At 30.7% G+C, this 20,226-nt stretch carries 20 protein-coding genes; 6 read left to right on the top strand and 14 right to left on the bottom strand.

Annotated elements, in window-relative coordinates; genetic code table 11:
- Positions 1-23 precede the first annotated feature (23 nt).
- From ruvA to IU405_RS14645, 5 genes are all read left to right on the top strand, one after another.
- Complete coding sequence (gene ruvA, locus IU405_RS14665) at positions 24-605, top strand: Holliday junction branch migration protein RuvA (protein WP_197439371.1); 582 nt, start codon at positions 24-26, stop codon at positions 603-605.
- A 16-nt stretch (positions 606-621) separates the two neighbouring features.
- Positions 622-7,656 (top strand): cell surface protein SprA, encoded by a 7,035-nt coding sequence (sprA, locus tag IU405_RS14660; RefSeq protein WP_231749777.1) that lies wholly within the window; start codon positions 622-624, stop codon positions 7,654-7,656.
- 22 nt (positions 7,657-7,678) lie between these two features.
- Positions 7,679-8,059 (top strand): glycine cleavage system protein GcvH, encoded by a 381-nt coding sequence (gene gcvH / locus IU405_RS14655; protein ID WP_197439369.1) that lies wholly within the window; start codon positions 7,679-7,681, stop codon positions 8,057-8,059.
- Positions 8,060-8,117: 58 nt separating this feature from the next.
- Positions 8,118-8,402 (top strand): VanZ family protein, encoded by a 285-nt coding sequence (locus tag IU405_RS14650; RefSeq protein ID WP_231749775.1) that lies wholly within the window; start codon positions 8,118-8,120, stop codon positions 8,400-8,402.
- 64 nt (positions 8,403-8,466) lie between these two features.
- Entirely contained in the window at positions 8,467-9,186 is a 720-nt protein-coding gene (locus IU405_RS14645) for an energy transducer TonB (RefSeq protein ID WP_197439367.1), read from the top strand.
- A gap of 342 nt (positions 9,187-9,528) precedes the next feature.
- On the opposite strand, the gene IU405_RS14640 is transcribed toward IU405_RS14645, so the two are convergent.
- Positions 9,529-9,882, bottom strand: coding sequence for a toxin-antitoxin system YwqK family antitoxin (locus tag IU405_RS14640; RefSeq protein WP_197439366.1), 354 nt, complete (start codon positions 9,880-9,882; stop codon positions 9,529-9,531).
- Positions 9,883-10,138: 256 nt separating this feature from the next.
- Between IU405_RS14640 and IU405_RS14635 the strand changes: the two genes are divergently transcribed.
- Complete coding sequence (locus IU405_RS14635) at positions 10,139-10,495, top strand: DUF1304 domain-containing protein (RefSeq protein ID WP_197439365.1); 357 nt, start codon at positions 10,139-10,141, stop codon at positions 10,493-10,495.
- A gap of 54 nt (positions 10,496-10,549) precedes the next feature.
- Here IU405_RS14635 and tsaB read toward each other — a convergent pair whose 3' ends face one another.
- The 13 genes from tsaB to IU405_RS14570 all read right to left on the bottom strand — a co-directional run bounded on the left by tsaB (position 10,550) and on the right by IU405_RS14570 (position 19,989).
- A complete protein-coding gene (tsaB, locus tag IU405_RS14630) occupies positions 10,550-11,230 on the bottom strand; it encodes a tRNA (adenosine(37)-N6)-threonylcarbamoyltransferase complex dimerization subunit type 1 TsaB (protein ID WP_197439364.1) in 681 nt (226 codons plus the stop codon).
- 117 nt (positions 11,231-11,347) lie between these two features.
- Positions 11,348-12,679 carry a TolC family protein gene (locus IU405_RS14625; protein ID WP_197439363.1) on the bottom strand — a complete coding sequence of 444 codons (1,332 nt, stop codon included), beginning with the start codon at positions 12,677-12,679 and terminating at the stop codon, positions 11,348-11,350.
- 114 nt (positions 12,680-12,793) lie between these two features.
- Positions 12,794-12,940 (bottom strand): hypothetical protein, encoded by a 147-nt coding sequence (locus IU405_RS14620; RefSeq protein WP_317193380.1) that lies wholly within the window; start codon positions 12,938-12,940, stop codon positions 12,794-12,796.
- Between the two features lie 61 nt (positions 12,941-13,001).
- Entirely contained in the window at positions 13,002-13,544 is a 543-nt protein-coding gene (locus tag IU405_RS14615) for a DUF420 domain-containing protein (protein WP_197439361.1), read from the bottom strand.
- Positions 13,537-14,208 (bottom strand): SCO family protein, encoded by a 672-nt coding sequence (locus IU405_RS14610; protein ID WP_197439360.1) that lies wholly within the window; start codon positions 14,206-14,208, stop codon positions 13,537-13,539. Before IU405_RS14610 ends, IU405_RS14615 begins: the two co-directional genes overlap by 8 nt.
- Positions 14,205-14,876, bottom strand: a complete 672-nt coding sequence (locus tag IU405_RS14605; protein ID WP_197439359.1) for a hypothetical protein — start codon at positions 14,874-14,876, stop codon at positions 14,205-14,207. Before IU405_RS14605 ends, IU405_RS14610 begins: the two co-directional genes overlap by 4 nt.
- Positions 14,877-14,945: 69 nt before the next feature.
- The gene (locus IU405_RS14600) at positions 14,946-15,287 is read right to left on the bottom strand and encodes a cytochrome C oxidase subunit IV family protein (protein ID WP_197439358.1); all 342 of its coding nucleotides are present in this window, start codon (positions 15,285-15,287) and stop codon (positions 14,946-14,948) included.
- A 21-nt stretch (positions 15,288-15,308) separates the two neighbouring features.
- Positions 15,309-16,289, bottom strand: coding sequence for a cytochrome c oxidase subunit 3 (locus IU405_RS14595; protein WP_197439357.1), 981 nt, complete (start codon positions 16,287-16,289; stop codon positions 15,309-15,311).
- Positions 16,290-16,350: 61 nt separating this feature from the next.
- The gene (locus IU405_RS14590) at positions 16,351-16,938 is read right to left on the bottom strand and encodes a heme-copper oxidase subunit III (protein ID WP_197439356.1); all 588 of its coding nucleotides are present in this window, start codon (positions 16,936-16,938) and stop codon (positions 16,351-16,353) included.
- A 3-nt stretch (positions 16,939-16,941) separates the two neighbouring features.
- Positions 16,942-17,844 carry a heme o synthase gene (gene cyoE / locus IU405_RS14585; RefSeq protein ID WP_197439355.1) on the bottom strand — a complete coding sequence of 301 codons (903 nt, stop codon included), beginning with the start codon at positions 17,842-17,844 and terminating at the stop codon, positions 16,942-16,944.
- 258 nt (positions 17,845-18,102) lie between these two features.
- The gene (locus IU405_RS14580) at positions 18,103-18,657 is read right to left on the bottom strand and encodes a hypothetical protein (protein ID WP_197439354.1); all 555 of its coding nucleotides are present in this window, start codon (positions 18,655-18,657) and stop codon (positions 18,103-18,105) included.
- The gene (locus IU405_RS14575) at positions 18,647-19,216 is read right to left on the bottom strand and encodes an MOSC domain-containing protein (RefSeq protein WP_197439353.1); all 570 of its coding nucleotides are present in this window, start codon (positions 19,214-19,216) and stop codon (positions 18,647-18,649) included. The genes IU405_RS14580 and IU405_RS14575 overlap by 11 nt, the downstream gene beginning before the upstream one ends.
- A gap of 2 nt (positions 19,217-19,218) precedes the next feature.
- Entirely contained in the window at positions 19,219-19,989 is a 771-nt protein-coding gene (locus IU405_RS14570; protein ID WP_197439352.1) for an enoyl-CoA hydratase/isomerase family protein, read from the bottom strand.
- Positions 19,990-20,226 lie beyond the last annotated feature (237 nt).

The raw sequence follows: 20,226 nt of genomic DNA, 5'->3' as shown, positions 1-20,226 counted from the left end.
CATTAGGCGCTGAAAAAGAGGATATGATTACACAAATTAGGGGGAAATTGGTTGAAAAAAATCCAACAGATGTTGTCATGGATTGCAATGGTGTTGGCTATTTATTACATATTTCTTTGAATACTTTTACGGCTTTGCCATCAGATGAAAATGTTACGCTATATTCGCACTTGGTTGTAAGAGAAGATGCACATATTTTATACGGATTTATCACAAAAACAGAAAGAGAGGTTTTTAAATTGTTGATTTCTGTTTCTGGAGTTGGACCAAGCATTGCAAGAACAATGCTTTCTTCGATGACATCAGAAGAAATTCAACAAGCAATTGCATCAGAAAATGTACATGTTATTCAGGCTGTAAAAGGAATTGGTGCCAAAACTGCGCAAAGAGTCATTGTAGATTTGAAAGATAAAATCATGAAAACCTTTGATATGGATGAAGTTTCTGTACATACAAACAATACCAACAAAGATGAAGCGTTATCTGCTTTGGAGGTTTTAGGTTTTCAAAGAAAACAATCAGAAAAAATTGTGAATGCTATTGTAAAAGAACATCCTGAGGCAAGCATTGAAAAAATCATTAAACTCGCTTTAAAAAATTTATAATCAATTGATTAAAGTTTTGAAAAAAATACTTTTAACCACTTTTTTTACTTTATTAGTAAGTCAATTTGCAGTTGCACAAACTGCATCTAAAGATAGTACTAGCATAAAAAAAGATACTATTCCATTAAAATACGACTTTAAGCACACCCAAAAAGGGGGACTTTTTTTAGATGATTTGGCAAAGAAAGTTGTCATTTTTGATAAAGAGTTAAATATGTATGTCATTGTTGAAAAAATTGGAGATTATTATACCAAAACTCCTATTTTTTTAACCCCAAAAGAATACGAACAATATCGCTTAAAACGAGATATGTTGCAGTATTTCAAAGACAAAGTTGGCGCAACCAATAGCAAACGAAAAGGGGCAAAAGAAGCACAAAAAGATTTATTACCTGATTATTACGTAAATTCTAAATTTTTTGAAACTATTTTTGGTGGAAATACCATCAAATTTACTCCTTCTGGAAATTTGAATTTGAAATTGGGTTTTATCTATCAAAATACAGAAAATCCACAAATTTCAGAAGAAAATAGACGTAGTTTTACCTTCGATTTTGACCAACAAATCAATGCTAGTTTGCGTGCAAAAGTGGGTGAAAGGCTTGAGTTTACTGCCAATTACGACACACAAGCCACATTTGATTTTCAGAATTTAATAAAACTAGATTACACTCCTACTGAAGACGATATCATCCAAGGAATTGAAATCGGAAACGTTTCTATGCCTATCAAAAACTCGTTGATCAATGGTGCACAAACGTTATTTGGTGTTAAAACAAAATTACAATTTGGAAAAACTACAGTCACAGGGATTTTCTCACAACAAAATTCAGAAAGTAGAAATATCATTGCGGAAGCAGGCGCTTCTATTCAACCTTTTGAATTAAGAGCAACAGATTATGACAATGATCGACACTTTTTCTTATCACAGTTTTTTATTGATAATTATGAAAATTCTTTAAAAAACTATCCTTTGGTAAGCAGTCAAGTAAACATCACTCGAATTGAAGTTTGGATTACTAATAGAAATGCTGCCACTGACGATTTTAGAAGTATTGTTGCTTTTGCGGATTTGGGTGAATTGAATAATACAAATTCGACTTATCGAAATTTAGTAGATGATTCTGGCACAGTTTTACCTGCAAATGCAGTAAGTATCAATTCTAATGGGCAAGTGCTTTTTATCCCACAAAATGAAGCAAATACTATTTATGACCCAACAGTTTTAAGTGGAATCAGAGATATTTCATCTGTAGATAACACCTTGATTTCTCGTTTTCAGATGGATCAAGGAACAGATTATTCGATTTTAGAAAATGCCCGAAGATTGACAAGCAATGAATATACATTGAATCCACAATTGGGATATATTTCATTAAATAGAAGATTGAATGATGGTGAAGTTTTGGCTGTTGCTTATGAATATACAGTTGCAGGAAGTGTGAATGGAAGCACCAAAAGATCTTTTAAAGTGGGTGAATTTTCAAATGATGGAATTCAAGCTCCTCAAAATTTAGCGGTAAAATTATTACGTTCAGAAATCTTACAAACGTTTCGTAGAAATACAATTACGAATCAAGATGAATCTTTTCCAACTTGGCGTTTGATGATGAAAAACGTCTATGCTTTAGGCGCATTTCCATTGACTCAAGACGGATTTCGATTCGAAATTCAATACAGAGATGATGATACAGGAATTCCTTCAAATACCCTACAAAATGCACAAACTGCTGGAATTCCAAACATCCCTTTGATTCAATTATTTGATTTGGATCAATTAGACCAAAGTCAGTTCAGAACTGCTGATGGTTTTTTTGATTATGTAGAAGGAATTACTGTGAATTCGCAAAATGGTTATGTAATTTTCCCAACAGCGGAACCTTTTGGAAATGGCTTAGAAAATGACTTAACAAACCCTGCAGATTCGAAATTTTTATTTAAAGAATTGTATTTGAATACCAAAATCAATATTCAAAATAACTTTCAAAACAAAGACAAATATTTTCTAAAAGGATACTTCAAATCAGACAATGCAGGTGGCATTCCTATTGGCGCTTTCAACGTTCCACAAGGTTCTGTAAAAGTGACTGCAGGTGGAAGACAATTGGTAGAAGGTGTAGATTTTGTGGTAGATTATCAATTAGGAAGAGTACAGATTTTAGACCCAGGTTTGCAAGCTTCAGGAACACCTATTAATATTTCAACTGAAAATAATGCTGTTTTTAATCAGCAACGTAAAACCTTTATGGGAATTGATGTTGAACATCGTTTTTCAGAAAATTTTATTCTTGGTGGAACCATTTTAAATGTGATGGAAAGACCATTGACTCCAAAAATAAATTTCGGTTCAGAGCCAATTGACAACACCATGTTTGGTTTGAATGTTGATTTTTCAACAGAAGTTCCATATTTTACAAAATTGGCAAACAAATTACCATTCGTTGATACTGATGCTCCATCAAACTTATCTGTAAGAGCAGATTTTGCGTATTTATTGCCTGGATCACCTAAAGGAATTGACGTTACAGGAGCTGCAACAACCTATATTGATGATTTTGAAGCATCTCAAATTCCCATCAGTTTAATTTCTCCTTTGGATTGGTATGAAGCAAGTACACCTCGTTTTTTCAATGGTTTTAATGGCGATCAAAGCGATTTATCTTACAATTACAAGCGTGGAAAATTGGCTTGGTATAGCATTGACCAAATTTTTTATGGAATTGGGCAAACTCCTACAAGTGTAGATGCTGACGAACTTTCAAGAGCCGAAACGAGACAAATTAATTTTAGAGAATTATTTCCAAATCAACAATTGGACATCACTCAAAATGCGCAAATCAGAACCTTAGATTTGGCATATTTTCCTGAGGAAAGAGGTTCCTATAATTTTAATCCAAATGCAACAATTGTAAATGGTGTTGCAAAATTACCAAATCCTGAAACCAATTGGGGTGGAATTATGCGTGCGTTAAACACCAATAATTTTGATCAAGCAAACGTAGAATACATCCAGTTTTGGGTAATGGACCCGTATCAAAATTATTCCATAACGACTGAAGAAGGACTACCAAATGGAGTAAATCCTGCTGATATTTCCAATCAAGTAGGAGATTTATACATCAATTTGGGAAATATTTCTGAAGATATTTTGAGAGATAATCGCAAAATGTTTGAAAATGGATTGCCTGAAGACGGATTAAAAATTGATGGAAACAACATCAACAAAACAACTTGGGGAGATGTACCAAGAAATCCATCTATCATTTATGCTTTCAGCGAACAAGATGCAGCAAGAACCAATCAAGATTTGGGCTTTGATGGATTGAATGATTTGGAAGAAAAAACATTGCCAGGCATTGGAATTTATAGCTCTTTAGATGATCCTGCTGCTGATAATTTTTCTTTTTTTAGAAGCTCTCAATTGGATGCGTTGAATGCCTCTATCATCAGAAGGTATAAAGATTTTAACAATACTCAAGGAAACTCACCAACCTTAAACCAATCAACTGAACCCTACCCTACTTCATCAACCACATATCCTGATGTAGAGGATATCAATAGAGATCAAACCATGAATACTGTTGAAAGTTATTTTGAATACAAAATTTCGATGAACAGAAATGATTTGGTAAAAGGAAGAAATTTTATTGTTGATGAAAAAACAACTTCTGTAACTCTTGAAAACGGAAATACGCAAGAAACAAAATGGTATCAATTTCGTGTTCCAATCAGAAGTGGAACTCCTGTAAATGGCATTACAGATTTTAATAGTATTCGTTTTATAAGAATGTTTTTAACGAATTTCAAAATGCCTGTTGTGATGCGTTTTGGTGAATTTGACTTAGTAAGAGGTGATTGGAGACGTTATGTAAGAACGATCAATCCTACTATCAATCCTGATAGAGATTTGAATCAAACTGAATTAGAAGGTTTTGAAGTGGGTGTTGTAAGCATTGAACAAAATAACGGAAGTTATATTCAACCTCCAGGAATTGAAAGAGAGCGTTTGCAAGGAACAACCACTGTACAGTTACAAAACGAGCAATCAGTTAGCTTAAAGGTTACGAGTTTAGAACCTAATAATACACGTGCTATTTATAAAAATATCAGTGTTGATTTGCGTCGTTTTAAAAACTTAAAAATGTTTATGCATTTGCAAGGTGATGAAGGTTTTGCGGCTGTAATTCGTTTAGGAACAGATTTGGGTGAAAACTTTTACGAACTAGAATTGCCTTTAACGGTAAGCAGTGGAGGTGGAAGTCAATTAGATGTTTGGCCCGAAGAAAATAATTTAGATGCCTTTTTAGAAACCTTTGGAAAAGTAAAACTAGAAAGAGATGCTATTGGAGCTCCTATTAACGAAATTTTCACATCTGCAACGCAAACTGATGGTCTTCCTTATAAAATAAGTGTGAAGGGAAATCCAACTTTAGCGCAATTAAGAACTATTATGTTGGGTTTAAAAAACACATCAGTTACCAATAAAACCGGTGAAGTTTGGTTCAATGAATTGCGTTCTTCAGGTTTTGATAACAAAGCAGGATGGGCTGCTGTGATCAATGCTGATGCAAATTTTGCAGATGTTGCCAATGTCTCAGTATCTGGAAGCATCAAAACGATTGGTTTTGGAAATGTAGAAGATCGCATCAATCAACGAAGTTTAGACGAGACAAAACAATATGATGTTGCCACAACAATCAACTTAGGAAAAGTGTTGACTCCCGAAAAATGGGGAATTCAATTGCCCATGAGTTATAGTGTTGGAGAACGTTTTATCGATCCAAAATTCGATCCTCAATATCAGGATGTTTTATTGGCAGATGCCATTGACCAAAATCCAAATAGTGAATTTTCGAGAGATTATACCAAAAGAACTAGCATTAGTTTTATCAATGTGAAAAAGAATCGAAATCCAAATTCAACTAAAAAGCCTAAGTTTTATGATGTAGAAAATTTGGCTGTTTCTTATTCTCAAAACAGTGAATTTCATAGAGATTATAACGTTCAAAAATACGTTAACGAAAATGTGGCAGCTTCAGCAGCGTATAATTTTAATTTTGATTCAAAACCGATTGAATTTTTCAAAAATAATGACTCTATTTTTAGAAGTAAATATTTGAAATTTATCAAAGATTTAAATTTCAATCCTATTCCAAAAACCATTGCCATTAACTCTAGAATTAACAGAAGTTACAACGAACAACAATCGCGAAATTTAGTTCCAGGATTGTCTGCTCAGCCAGAATTGATTCAACGTAGGTTTTTATTTGATTGGGATTATACCATTGGTTTTGACTTGACAAAATCCTTGCAATTAAATTTTAATGCCACCAATAATTATATTTTTGACGCTTTTGGAAGTGGTGAAGAATTGCAAATTTTTGACAATTTCTTCAATACTGGAAGACCCAATCATTATCATCAAAAGTTGAATGTAACTTATAATATTCCATTAGATAAATTTCCATTTTTGGATTTTATCAAAGCTGATTATGGTTATTCAGCTGATTTTGATTGGCAAGTTTCTTCACAAGATCAAACCATTTTAGAACAAATTGGAAATGTGATTCAGAATGCAAATACGCACAATATCAATACCGATTTTTCTTTCGATAAAATCTATAAAAGCTTCAATTTTGAAAGACTTTTATTAACAAAAGCGCAACGTCAAAATGCGAAAGACAAAAACATCCGAATCAATCCACCAAAAAAACTATCCTTTGGAAAACAACTCTTAAAAGGAACTTTTGATGTGTTGACTTCTGTAAAAAAAGCAACCATTAGTTATACCGAAAATAACGGACAATTTTTGCAAGGATATAATGAACCCATAGGATTTTTGGGTGGAGCTCCAACTGCATTTGCTTTTGGAAGTCAGGTAGATATTAGAAATAAAGCCCTTGAAAATGGTTGGTTGGTAACGCGAGTTGATGGTGAAGAATATTTCAATAAAACGTATAGTAGAACACAGTATAATAAATTGGATTATACATTTATTGTAAAACCTTTTAATGATTTGGATATTGATATTCGTGGAAATAAAATTCAAACTACAGATATTTCTCAACAAATTGATTTGATTGAAGGAAAAAACACTTTTGAAGACACTCCAATATTTGAAAATGGAAATTTCAGTACGAGTTTTTCAATGTTTTCAACTGCTTTTACTGACGGAGATGCATTATTTCAACGAATGAAAGATTACAGAAGTATTGTTGCAAACAGATTAGCCGCAGAAACTGGCGCACCAATTTCGGGATTTGGAGAAAATAGTCAACAAGTAATGTTGCCTGCTTTTATTGCTGCCTATTCAGGAAAAAGTCCAACAAAAGTGAGCACAGGATTATTTCGAAATATCCCTATTCCAAACTGGACTTTACGCTATAATGGATTGATGAAAATGGATTGGTTTAAAAAGAATTTTTCGTCATTTGTAGTTTCTCATGGATATAAATCATCCTACACAATTTCAAGTTTCACGAATAATTTACAATTTGACGCAAACAATCCTTATGCAACCACAAATGCAGCTGGCAATTATGAGTCACAAAGATTGGTGGCAGCTGCAACTTTAGTAGATGAATTTTCGCCATTGGTAAGAATTGATATGAAAATGAAAAACTCATTTTCTTTTCGAGGCGAAGTAAAAAGTGACCGAACTTTGACTATGAACTTCAACAATAGTACTTTAACAAATATTGAAGGAATTGAATATGTTGTTGGATTAGGTTATGTATTTAAAAATGTAAAAATGAATTCACGTTTTACAGGAAAAAAAGTAGAAATGAAAGGAGATATTAATTTGAGAGCAGATGTCTCATTGCGAGATAATTTAACTCAAATTCGATATATTGATGAAGATAATACGCAAATTAGTGGTGGACAACGATTATTTTCTATTAAATTTACAGCCGATTATAGATTGAGTGCAAATCTTACTGCATCCTTCTATTACAATCATCAATCGTCAAGATATGCTATCTCAACCACTTTTCCGAGACAAGCTATCAATGCCGGATTTAATATTATTTATAACTTAGGAGGAAATTAAAATTAAATTAGTTAGTAAAAAAATGAATATACCAAGTAACTTAAAGTACACAAAAGACCACGAGTGGATTAAAATTGAAGGTGAAACTGCCATTGTAGGAATCACTGATTTTGCACAAGGAGAATTAGGAGATATTGTTTATGTAGATGTTGATACCTTAGATGATACTGTTGAAGAAGGTGCTGTTTTTGGATCTGTTGAGGCTGTAAAAACAGTTTCAGATTTATTTATGCCATTAACTGGAGAAGTTATAGAGTTTAATGAAGCATTAGAAGATGAGCCAGAATTAGTAAATTCAGATCCTTATGGAAAAGGTTGGATGATCAAAATAGCCATCTCAGACAGTTCACAAATAGAAAATTTATTAGATGCTGAGGCGTATCAAAAACTTATTAAAGGATAAATTAGTACTAATAGCAATTGTTATTACACTTGTTATTTTGGGATTAAGTCTCATAAAAATGCCTGAAACTGGAGTGAACGTTGCAAATATTGATAAAGTTTATCACAGTTTTGCATATTTTACATTAACCATTGTTTGGCTACTTAGCTTTTATAAAATTCCACAAAAAAAACATCTCGTTACGTTGAGTTGTATTATTTTTGGCATTATTATTGAAGTTTTGCAAACTGTGTTAACAGAACATAGAACAGGAGATATTCTAGATGTTTTTGCAAATTCATTGGGAAGTCTGTTAGCTCTTTTTGTATTTAGTATGATTTTTAAAAAAAAACAAATTAATTAACAATTAGGCTTGTAATTAACACAATAATTTAATTAAATTAGCAACCTATTAAAAACGTTTTACCATGGAAATTAAAAAAAGTCCAAAATCGAATTTAGAAAATTTCAGCAAGATTTTTATGCAAATTGGTTTGGTGCTCGCATTATTTGTTACTTATGTAGCAATTGAACAAAAAACATATGACAAAGTCTATGGTGATTTAGGGACTGTCAATATGAATGCAGAAATGGAAGAAGAAATTCCAATTACTGAAAGAATCGAACCAGAACAACCTAAAACACCACCACCACCAACTCCTGATAAAATAGAGATTGTTGAGGATAAAAAAGAGATTGTAGAAACAGTAATTGAATCTACAGAAACAGACCAAACTAAGAAAATTGTTGTTTCAGAAATCGTTGAAGTAGAAGAAGTAGAGGAAGTAGTGGAAGACGTAAACTTCATGATTATTGAAGACGTACCAACATTTCCTGGATGTTCAGGTGATAACGAAGCAAGAAAAACTTGTTTTAGCCAAATGGTTCAAAAACACTTCGCTAGAAAATTCAATGCTGATTTACCAAACGAATTAGGTTTATCACCAGGAAAGAAAAAAGTATTTATTGGATTTAAAATTGACAAAAGTGGAAATATTGTAGATATCCAAGTTAAAGCTCCTCATCCAAAAATTAAAGATGAAGTTGATAAAGTTATGGGGCAGTTACCTAAAATGAAACCAGGAAAACAACGTGGAAAACCAGTTGGTGTAAAATATAGCATTCCATTTACTTTAGTTGTAGAATAATAATTTTCAATAAACATTTAAAAACGTTTAGAATATAAAATTCTAAACGTTTTTTTTTGCCTAAAAATATGTTTTAGAAAATAAATAGAAAGAAATACCTTATCTATTTACACGTTATAAATAAATAATAATAATCCCTAAGTTATCAATTTATTGATTTTGGAGAGTTCAAAACAGTATTGTGTAAGCTTAAAATAACTTCAATCAAAAATTAAAAAATAGAAAAGTAATAAAAAGACATTTAAATAGAATTTGTATTGAAAACTATTTTGAATAAAAAACCTCTAAGAATCCAATTCTTAGAGGTTTTTCGAATGTTAGAAAAATATTTTAAGTATTGTATTACTTATTATTAAAAGCAACTTTTGAATCATTTTTAAAAACATTCACTGATGAAATTACATTATCCTTATAATTGATTTCTTTGATAGTGTCTTCAGTCCAAATAAACCATTTTCCAACTTTTTTTCCTTCGTTATAATAGGCTAATTGAGTTTTATTTCCTGATTTATCAAATTGAACCCATTCTCCAGTTAATTTTTTATTCTTGAAAAATCCTTGAGTTTTTATTGAACCATCCTCGTAATAATAAGTAGCTTTCACCAAATCTCCTTCAACAATATATGTAGGATCTATTTCTTGAGAAAATCCTAAAGTTGCCATAGCCAACATACAGATTGTGATTAATTTTTTCATATTGATTATATTTAAGGTTAACATTATATTTACAAATATACATATTAATTAACACATAATATACATTTTGGTAACATTAATTTAACATTGTAATAAATTTTAACATATCAAATCATTAGAGGTTTGAAAATAAAACAATTAAATTGATATGTAAATGATTAATTATCTACTAATTATCTTCAAATATCCATACTTTTTTACGAAATTCGCTTCTGTTAACATCATCAAAATCAACGAATAAATAAACCTTAAAATCATGAATACCTATCATTTTTTATCAATTGGACTTGTTGCGATCATTCATTCCTATATAATGCATCTAGAAATGGTGCTTTGGACAACAGAAAAAGGAATAAAAATATTCGGATTAAAAAGCAAACAATTTGCTGAGGAAACTAAGGTTTTAGCTGCAAATCAAGGTTTATATAATGGATTTTTAGCAGTTGGATTGTTTTGGTCTGTGCTTATAAAAAACAAAGAAATTGCGCTGTTCTTTTTGAGTTGTGTTTTTATTGCTGGAATTTATGGTGCGTATTCCACAAAAAAAATTAATATTCTATATATTCAATCTTTACCAGCAATTATTGCTATCCTAGTTTGTATATTTATTTAAAGAAATTAAAGAATACGTTTGATTGGCATAGGTAATGAAAAAAATCAAAAATATTTATTGGATTTTCTTTTTTTCTGGAACAACAATAAAGTCTTTTAAATAAAAAGGTTCAAAATAAGCGACATCTTCAAAGTCGCTTATTTTGTATTTCTCAAAAGCTAAAATACCCATTTCTTTTGCTGATGGAAAAATATTATCAATAAAAATGGCATTTTCATGTTTGATAAATTCTTGGCATTTCATAGCTCCATCACCTAAAAAATAGACTTTTTGAGAATTTAAAAATTCATAAAAAGAGTTTTCGTCTATAATTTCTGCTTTGATTTCTCTAATTTGTTCGTGTTTATAATTGAATACTGACGCATAAACTTCCATTCTTCTTGCATCTAACATTGGGATAATAACACCTTCTTCAATAGAAACTGCATGTGATAAGGAAGTTAAAGTGTCAACAGAAATTAAAGGTTTTTGCAATGCAAAACAAAATCCTTTTGCAGCTGAAACTCCAATTCGCAATCCAGTATAGGAACCTGGACCTTTGCTTACAGCAATCGCATCAATATCATTTAACGAACTATTGGCTTCTTTAATGACATCAATAATAAATGCATGCAACACTTCTGCATGAGAGTAATTTCCATCATTAAATTCTTTTAATGCAGTAATTTCTCCATTTTTTGAAATGCTTACTGAGCAGTTTTTAGTTGCTGTTTCAATGTTTAAAATCGTTGCCAAAAAAATAGTTTTAAGTTTGTAAAATTAGAAAGATTTACAAAACAAAGATACTATTTCAAAAAAAGAAACCTCTACTAAAAAAGGAGAGGATTCAAAAATATTTTTATAAAACATTTATTAATCTAACGTTAAATCGCCAGAATAAAATTGCAATACTTTTGTTTTGAAAACATAATCGTATTTTGAACGAATCAAAGTTGCCTCAGCATTTACCAAACGCGTTCTTACCTGATCAAAATCGAATAATGTCATCGCGCCAAAATTATATCTTTCTTGAGCATTTTTAAATGCTTCTTGTTGAGAAACTAAAGATATTTTTGCAGCTTCATACGTTTTTAAAGCCGTTTTAACATCTAAAAAAGCTTGTTCAATAGTCTGTTGTAACGTCAATTTTTCACTTGCTAAACGTGTTTCAAAAATCTCTTTGTTGATAACAGATTGAGCAACTCTATTTTTTGTTTGAAAACGGTTGAAAATGGGAACATTCATATTGAAACCAAACCCATATCCAAAGTTATCACTTAATTGATCTGCAAGTGGCGCATTAGAAAACCCAGCTGGTAAATTCAAGTTAAAACCATAATTGGTTGACAAACCAACTTGTGCAGAAATTGAAGGTAAAAATGCTGATTTTGATATTTCAATTGTCAAAGCTGCATTGTCAATTGCTAATTTTGCTCTTGCTATTTCTGGCATTCTTTCCAGTGATTTTTCATATACTGAATTGGAATTTTTATAAAATAAATCAGCAGTAGGAGTTCCTACATCTACTGGAGAAACATCAAAACCTTCAGCTGGAACTTGTAATAATTGCGCTAAATTTAAGATTGCCAAATCCAAGGCGTTTTCCTGAGCAATCAATGTTTGTAAATTGGTTGCTGCTGTTGATTCAACATTCAATAAATCTCCTTTTGGAATTACGCCAGATTTAAAACGACTTTCAGCAGCTTCAATTTGATTTTTACTGATTTCATATTGAACTTTTGCAACCGTTAAATTTTCTTTTGCAAATAACACATTCAAATAACCATTGACAACAAATAGCGAAATGTCATTCTCGATTTTTTGCAAATCTAATTTGCTAGATTCAACTCCTAATTGCGCTTGTTTATAAGTATTTGTATTTCTAAAACCATTAAAAACAGTAATTCCAGAACTCATATTTAAAGAACCTCCAAAAAAACTTGTGCTTACACGACTATTTGTTACCGGGCTAAAACCAGTACCAAAGTTAAAATTTCCACCTGTACTTGCATTTAAGTTTGGGAGAAAATTTCCTTTAGAAATATCAACATCTTTTTTTGCAGATTCAAGATTTAATTTGTTTTGCTGAATAGTGATGTTTTTTTCTAGAGCGCGATCTACGCATTCTCTTAATGTCCATTGCTTTTGTGAAAATGTAGTTGCTATTGATAAAATAGCAATACAAAATGAGAGTTTTAATTTCAAAACTTGATATTTTTTGGTTGATTAACATACTATTCCCAAAATAAAACTTTTGGAAATATCTTAATAAGACGAACAATTGAAAAAATTGTTACAGATTTTGCGTGTAAAAAACAGCTATTTTTGAAGTTTCTTGTTATATCTATATAAAGAATACAACAAAACGCCTACCAATAAGTAAGGAAAAATCATCAAATAGGTAATTCCATCATTGACTCCTTCAGCCATTTTATTGTCACCACTTTCCACAACTGCTTTACACATTGCACATTGCGAATAGTTAAATTGATACACTAAAAAGAAACAAATACTTAAAATTATTTTTTTAGTGCGCATAATAAGGGGAAATCATAAGGTAAATAATCACGCCAGTAATTGCGACATACAACCATAATGGAAATGTTTTTTTTGCGATTTTTTTATGATTTTCAAAATCACCCAATTTTGCTCTCATATACGTTGTTAAAACGAATGGAATGATGATAATTGACAATAAAATATGAGAAATTAAAATAAAATAATATACATATTTGATAGCACCTTCACCTCCAAATTTTGTAGAATCAGAAGTAATGTGATAGGCAATATACATCAATAAAAATGCTAAAGAACAAGCAATTGCAAAGGTATTTAGTTGCTCGTGTAATTTTCTTTTTCCATTTTTAATGGCAATAACTGCAGCAATCAATGCAATAGCAGTAATTCCATTAATTGTTGCATAAATAGGTGGCAAAAAAGACAAAGGTTCCACATCAAAACCCAATCTTTTTAAATTGATACTAAACAATGCTGCTACTGCAATTGGAATTACAATGGATAATGCAGTGATTAATTTCTTATATTTTTGTTCTTGTACTAAATTATTCATCTAATAGTTTTTTAATATCTTCTGTTAATTCTTTTATTTGGTCAGGAAATCCTTGCTCTTCAATGGCTCTGTAATACATGATTGGATTGCCAAATTCGTCTTTTCGTGAGCGAATAAATCCATCTTTATCAACCAATGCAAATAAGCCAGAATGCTCAAAACCTCCATGATCTTCATCTCCTTTTCCTGCGTATAATTTAAATCCTTTGTTGGACAAATCATAAACTATTTCCTCTGATTTGCCAGTTAACAGATGCCAATTTTTGTGAGTAATTCCATTGTTTTTAGCATACTCTCTTAAAATTTCTGGTGTATCAATTTCAGGAGTAATAGAAATAGAAGCGATTCCAAACTCAGGATTTCCAAAAAAAACATCTTGTAAAACCAACATTTTTTGGTTCATAATTGGGCAGATTTTTGGGCAAGTAGAAAAGAAAAATTCCACCACAAAAACCTTTCCTTCGTAATTTTTATTAGAAATTGTTTTCCCTTCTTGATTGATGAATTCAAAATCAGGTACTTTTATTTTGGTACTTTTTGTTTCATCTTTATACAAATATGATAAATCTGATTTTTGAAAACGTTTTACAATTTTTGGAACACTATAAATTCCAAATAGTAAAATCACAAATGAAATGCCAATATATGAAAATTGTTTTCTCATAATCCTACCTCTTTTCTATCAGCTTTGTTTTTATTTTTATCCTTAAATGCAGCATAATATTCGTAATACAACACGTTGATATCGTCTTTCAACTTGTCTTTTAAAACAGCAACAGCATTCATATCATAACCATACAATTTTCCGTTTTCAGCATCTTTATCATCAATTCTTCCTCTTAAATTGCCATTTTTATCGATAATAAAAGCATTAGAAGAACCAAAATTTTCCAAAAATTCATCCGTTTTAAAACTATTAAAAAGTGTTTGAATCATTTCTTTTTCTGACGGAACAAATACCCAATTTTTCATATCGGTAAAGGCGCCAATCTGCTTTTTCAATTCAGCAACTGCCACTTCTTTTTCTGACGGGTAAATGGCAATAATTTGGAATTGTTTAAAATCAATGAATTTTTTGTAGATTTTTTCGTTCACATTCAACAATCTTGTTTTGCTTTTTTCAATGTCTTCTCCTAAAAAACAAACCACAGAAACACGCTCTTTAAAAGTACTTGTTTTTGATTCTGAAATTTCTGAAACATCCAAAACATTCTCAGTTAAAATAGGCAATTTGGTAAAATTATTTTGCCCTGTAGAAAGAATTAAAAAACAGATTAATGGAAAAATAAACAATAAAAACAGAACAACTCTTTTTTTTGTAAGGAATTTCATTTTGCTAAAAATGTGATGTTATCAGTAAAAAAAAGGTGGTTAAAACCACCTCAAATATTGTTATAAAAATTACCAATTTACGAGTGGTCCAAGTGTATCAAACAAATAACCACCTTCAATTAATAGTAATGTTACTAAATAGCAAATTAAAAATACTGCTGTCCAAACAACAGATCTTCTAAACCATTTTTTTTCTCCTTCCATGTGCATGAAAGTCCATGTAATATAATAGGCTTTGAATAAAGTAAGTATGATGAAAATCCAGTTTAAAGGACTTGTTCCTAAAAATCTAGTTAAGTGTAAAGAATCTGGTTTTACAATTCCTAAAGCTACTTCAACAATCGTAACAACAGATAGTAATCCAAATACCATCCATATTCTTTTAACATTTGATTCGTGTGCGTGTGCCATTTTTTATAAAACTTTTTAAAATTATACCAAGTAGAAAAAGGTGAAAACGAATACCCAAACCAAATCTACAAAGTGCCAATACAATCCCACTTTTTCAACCATTTCATAACTTCCTCTTTTTTCATAAGTTCCTAAAATTACATTGAAGAAAATAATGATGTTGATTAAGATTCCAGAGAACACGTGAAATCCGTGAAAACCTGTAATGAAGAAAAAGAAATTAGCAAAAATGGTATTTCCATATTCATTTACTTGCAAATTCGCACCTTCAACAATTTGAGTTCCTTTCAATAATTCTTCCAAACCTTTTTCTCTGGATAAAACAATTTTTTGTTTTTTATCAGCGTCTATCAATTCACTTTTAATTTGGATTGAAGGGTCTGCTTTGTAAGAAGCAATAACTTGATTTACAGAATATTCAGGAACAGTTTGCCCACTTTCAAACCATAAACCATTTTTCTTTGTGTGCGTTATTCTTTCATCACCTCTATCACCTACAACAAAATCAGCAAAACCAACTTGATGTCCATCTTTAACGAATTGTAAAATTTTATCATCTGAAGTTTTGATTGCTCCATAAGAACCTTTGATAAATGTATTCCATTCCCAAGCTTGAGAACCAACGAAAATCAAACCACCAATAATAGTTGCAAACAAATACCAAGTTACTTTATTTTTTTTCATGTGATGACCTGCGTCTACAGCCAAAACCATAGTAACAGAAGAGAAAATCAGTATGAATGTCATGAAAGCCACATAATACATTGGATAATCACCATGAATAAAAGGGATGTGAGTAAAAACTTCATCAGCAATTGGCCATGAATCAATGAATTTGAAACGAGTTAATCCGTATGCGGCCAAAAATCCCGAGAATGTCAACGCATCAGAAAGGATAAAGAACCACATCATCATTTTACCATAACTTGCGCCAAATGGTTTTACACCACCACCACTCCAAGTTTCTTTACTATCAGAAGGTATCGCAATATTTGCTTCCATAAATTATAAATCTGTTAATTTAAAAATTCGATTTTTGTTTGCCAAAATTAAACTTTTTTTATCATCTAATGAAATAGAAAAACAAAATTAAATAAATCCATAATACATCTACAAAATGCCAAAAGATAGCACCCAGCTCAAAACCTAGTAAATCATTTGGTTTGTATTTGTATTTAAAATGATTATAAATAACAACAAAAAGCACTATTATACCAGCAAACAAGTGCAAAACGTGCATAAAAGTAATTCCAATGATAAAAGAAGTGGATACTGTACTCTCTGGTCCAGTAAAAAATAATCCAACACTTTTCAGTTCATTGAAACCAACATATTGTTGCCACACAAAGCCAATTCCTAAAAGAAAAGTGGCTACAAGAAAAGCTAAAGACAATTGTCTTTTATCTTGTTTTAAAAAATGTTGTGACAACATCAATAATAAACTACTTATTACAATCAACAATGTGCTGATATAAAATGCATTTGGTAAATCAAAAGAAACCCAATCTTCTCGCTTCATACTAATTACGTAAGCGCTTGTCAATCCAGCAAAAAACATCACCATGCTTATCATGGAAATCCACAACATAGGTTTTGCAGATTTCTTTTTTGCTGCTACATACTCTCCTTGCAATATTTGTTCTTGAACCATATTTTAATGTAAAAATTTATCAACTACATAAACAACTTGAACCAAAGTGATGTATAAAACACTTGCTAACATCAACTTTCTTGCATCTATATTTTCTTCAGATTTGTGCAATCTCACAGCATAATATAACATTACAAATCCTAAAACTGCTACAATAATGGCTGTTATTGGATGAATATAAAAGACTCCTGAAAGTTTGAACACAGGAATAATGGACACCAAAATCATAATTGAAGTGTACAAAATAATTTGTTTTACAGCTCCTTTATCTTTAGTGTTCATAGGAAGCATGTTGAAACCTGCTTTTTTATATTCTTCAAACTGCAACCAACCAATTGCCCAAAAATGTGGAAATTGCCAAAAAAACTGAATCATGAATAACATCCCTGCTTCAATTCCAAAATGATTTGTAGCAGCAACCCAACCCAACATAAAAGGAATGGCTCCAGGAATTGCGCCCACAAAAACTGATAAAGGTGTTACTGGTTTTAAAGGTGTATAAACACTTGTGTATAAAAAAATTGAAATCGCTCCAAACAATGCCGTTTTGGGATTGATACTATACAAAATTGCAATCCCAGAAAGTGTGAATAGAATTGCAATTGTCATGGCAACATTCACACTCATTCTTCCAGTAGGTAAAGGACGATTTTTAGTGCGTTTCATTAACGCATCAGGCTCTTTTTCAATAACTTGATTGAAAGCATTAGAGGCACCAACCATAAAATATCCTCCTAAAGCTAATAAAAATACAGTTGGATAATGAATGACATCAACAGCCAAAAAATATCCTGCAACAGAAGAGAAAACAACACTCAATGACAAGCCCATTTTTGTGAGCTGTTTTAAGTCTGATAATAAAGTGTTTTTTGTGATTTTTGTTTCTGTAATTACAGTTGAATCCATATTATTTCAAATCGCTTGCAAAGATATTTGATAAATATGAAAATACCATAAAATTTAACCTATATATAACAAAAAAAACCCACTCAATAAATTGAATGGGAAAATTGCTATGAAAAAGAAAAAGTGTGATTTACTTAAAAACCACATGCAAATATAAATATTATTTTAAAACTAAAACTATGAAAAATCAATTATTTTTTAAAAAGTTTGATTTTTAACATTATTTTAAAACTTGTCAAATTTTTAAGTTTTTTTTATTCACTTCAGCCCAAAAATGGGATAATTTGCTGTTTTAGGAAAAAGTTTTTTGTGATTCTTATCAAAAAAATAGACTGAATCAAAAATTTCAGGTTTTTTTATTGAATGATTTAATTTTAAAAACAAAGAATCGTTTTTAAAAAAGTAGTTTCCATTCTTTTTGCAAGACTCTGTTGCCAATTTTGTTTTAAAAATAAATGTTGAATCATCATATAAAATGATTTTCGCAGTATATTTTGAATTCTTTTTATGAGAAAACTCATAACTGACTTTTTTAAAAAAAGTAAAATCTGGAAACTTTATACCAAAATACAATGCAATCGAAAAAACCACAAAAATCAATAAAGGTCTATAATTAAACAATTCCTTGTGAATGGAAATTTGATATAAATTATAAAATAAAATGGCTATAAAAATTATTAAAACAATTATCGACAAAAACGCAATAACCAAATAATCAACATCATTGATACAGTAATCATCAAAATGAATGATTTTATAAAATGGTAAAAGCGAAAGAATAATAAGTAAGATATATCTTTTTCTAATTTTCATTTGTGATCCTTTTTTCTAATTTTTCTTTATGATATAAGTCTGCAATGGTTGGATTTACTGGATTTGTTTTCACCAATTCAAATACATCACCCACTTTTACATATCCTGTTTGAATCACTTTGAAATACACTCCGCAAAAAGTAGTGTTCCAAAATTGCTTTACAATCTTCATATTATCAAAACGAACACCCAATTTATAACATGGATTTCTTTGCAAAGTAGCCTCTAAAATAGCTTCGCCAACTTTAAACGTATCACCCACATGAATTTTGGTTTCATCTAAATCTTCAATTGTCAAATTTTCGCCAAATATTCCAAATTGCCAATCCAAATCTGGAAATTTTGGTTTCCAGAAATCATAGTGTTTTGCTGAATAACCATAAATAGCTTGTAAAATTCCTCCATGCCATTTGGTATCGCAAATAGCATCATTTTTCACTTTTTCCACATCCAAAAAAACAGGAACATCTACTGGAAATTTAAAAATTCCTGTAGTAACTTTTTTTTTCTTGTAAACGATTTCTTTGGGTTCGCCTAAATTTGTTGCAATGATTTTCATAATTATTTATTTGAGAAGTTTGCCAAAGCATTTTTTGTAAAATCCGACAACACCAATTCTCCAGTTATTGCGGCTCTTTGAATCAATAATTCATCCCAATGTTGGGTATTTTCCCATAAAATTTTCTTCATTGATGCTAATGCTTCAGGATTATAGGAAGCTAATTTTGATGCTAGTAATTCCACTTCAAAATCCAATTCTTTGGTGGTTTCAAAAACCTGCGCATACAACCCTTTTTCTTTTGCCCAATAGGCATTTTTCCAAGAAGTAGCATCCAATGTCAATTCGCTCAAAGCAGCAATTCCCATTTTACGTTCAATGGCTGGCGCAATCACAAATGGACCAATTCCAATCGTCAATTCAGATAATTTTATAGATGCAAATTCAGTTGCCAACACATAATCACAAGCTGATGTCAAACCAAGACCACCTCCTACAGTTTTTCCTTGAACACGTCCAATAATTATTTTCCCACAAGCTCGCATGGCGTTTATGACATTGGCAAATCCTGAGAAAAATTGTTTTCCTTCTTCTATATTTTTGATGGCAATTAACTCATCAAATGAAGCGCCTGCACAAAAAGCTTTTTCTCCTTCCGATCTTAAAATAATCACAGCAACTTCGTTATTTTTTGAAAGAGAATTTAGCTCGTTTGTTAACCTTGACAACAATTCACTTGGAAATGAATTACTTGCTGGATGCCCAAATTCGATGGTTGCAACTTTCTGTTGAATGTTAGTAAATAAGCTTCCTTGCATTCTTGTTGTTGACATAATAAGGTAAATTTCACCAAAAATAAGTCTTTATTCTCAAAAATTCAATGTAAAAATTTGAAAAGAAAAAAACCACATTTTTTCCATACACTTTATTATAAATAAATTTTCTGTTGGATATTTCAAGTCCTTATAAAAAAAGCATTTTTGTAGCTGTTTTTATAGCATTATACAATCTTCACAAAAAGTTACTAAAATATTTATTGGATTTTAGCTTAGGGTTTTTCTACTGCCATT

Source organism: Polaribacter sp. BAL334, from assembly GCF_015767435.1.
GTDB lineage: Bacteria > Bacteroidota > Bacteroidia > Flavobacteriales > Flavobacteriaceae > Polaribacter.
The sequence above is the reverse complement of the archived record's forward strand: the minus strand, read 5'-3'. Positions and strand labels throughout refer to the sequence as shown.

Excerpts from the sequence above, each read along its gene's own strand:
- IU405_RS14635 (WP_197439365.1), top strand. The coding sequence starts at position 10,139 with ATGAATACCTATCATTTTTTATCAATTGGACTTGTTGCGATCATTCAT.
- IU405_RS14645 (WP_197439367.1), top strand. The coding sequence starts at position 8,467 with ATGGAAATTAAAAAAAGTCCAAAATCGAATTTAGAAAATTTCAGCAAG.
- gcvH (WP_197439369.1), top strand. The coding sequence starts at position 7,679 with ATGAATATACCAAGTAACTTAAAGTACACAAAAGACCACGAGTGGATT.
- ruvA (WP_197439371.1), top strand. The coding sequence starts at position 24 with ATGATTACACAAATTAGGGGGAAATTGGTTGAAAAAAATCCAACAGAT.
- IU405_RS14575 (WP_197439353.1), bottom strand. The coding sequence starts at position 19,216 with ATGAAAATCATTGCAACAAATTTAGGCGAACCCAAAGAAATCGTTTAC.
- IU405_RS14600 (WP_197439358.1), bottom strand. The coding sequence starts at position 15,287 with ATGGCACACGCACACGAATCAAATGTTAAAAGAATATGGATGGTATTT.
- IU405_RS14640 (WP_197439366.1), bottom strand. The coding sequence starts at position 9,882 with ATGAAAAAATTAATCACAATCTGTATGTTGGCTATGGCAACTTTAGGA.
- IU405_RS14570 (WP_197439352.1), bottom strand. The coding sequence starts at position 19,989 with ATGTCAACAACAAGAATGCAAGGAAGCTTATTTACTAACATTCAACAG.
- cyoE (WP_197439355.1), bottom strand. The coding sequence starts at position 17,844 with ATGGATTCAACTGTAATTACAGAAACAAAAATCACAAAAAACACTTTA.
- IU405_RS14595 (WP_197439357.1), bottom strand. The coding sequence starts at position 16,289 with ATGGAAGCAAATATTGCGATACCTTCTGATAGTAAAGAAACTTGGAGT.
- IU405_RS14590 (WP_197439356.1), bottom strand. The coding sequence starts at position 16,938 with ATGGTTCAAGAACAAATATTGCAAGGAGAGTATGTAGCAGCAAAAAAG.
- IU405_RS14605 (WP_197439359.1), bottom strand. The coding sequence starts at position 14,876 with ATGAAATTCCTTACAAAAAAAAGAGTTGTTCTGTTTTTATTGTTTATT.
- IU405_RS14620 (WP_317193380.1), bottom strand. The coding sequence starts at position 12,940 with ATGTGTAAAGCAGTTGTGGAAAGTGGTGACAATAAAATGGCTGAAGGA.
- IU405_RS14615 (WP_197439361.1), bottom strand. The coding sequence starts at position 13,544 with ATGAATAATTTAGTACAAGAACAAAAATATAAGAAATTAATCACTGCA.
- IU405_RS14580 (WP_197439354.1), bottom strand. The coding sequence starts at position 18,657 with ATGAAAATTAGAAAAAGATATATCTTACTTATTATTCTTTCGCTTTTA.
- IU405_RS14650 (WP_231749775.1), top strand. The coding sequence starts at position 8,118 with ATGCCTGAAACTGGAGTGAACGTTGCAAATATTGATAAAGTTTATCAC.
- IU405_RS14610 (WP_197439360.1), bottom strand. The coding sequence starts at position 14,208 with ATGAGAAAACAATTTTCATATATTGGCATTTCATTTGTGATTTTACTA.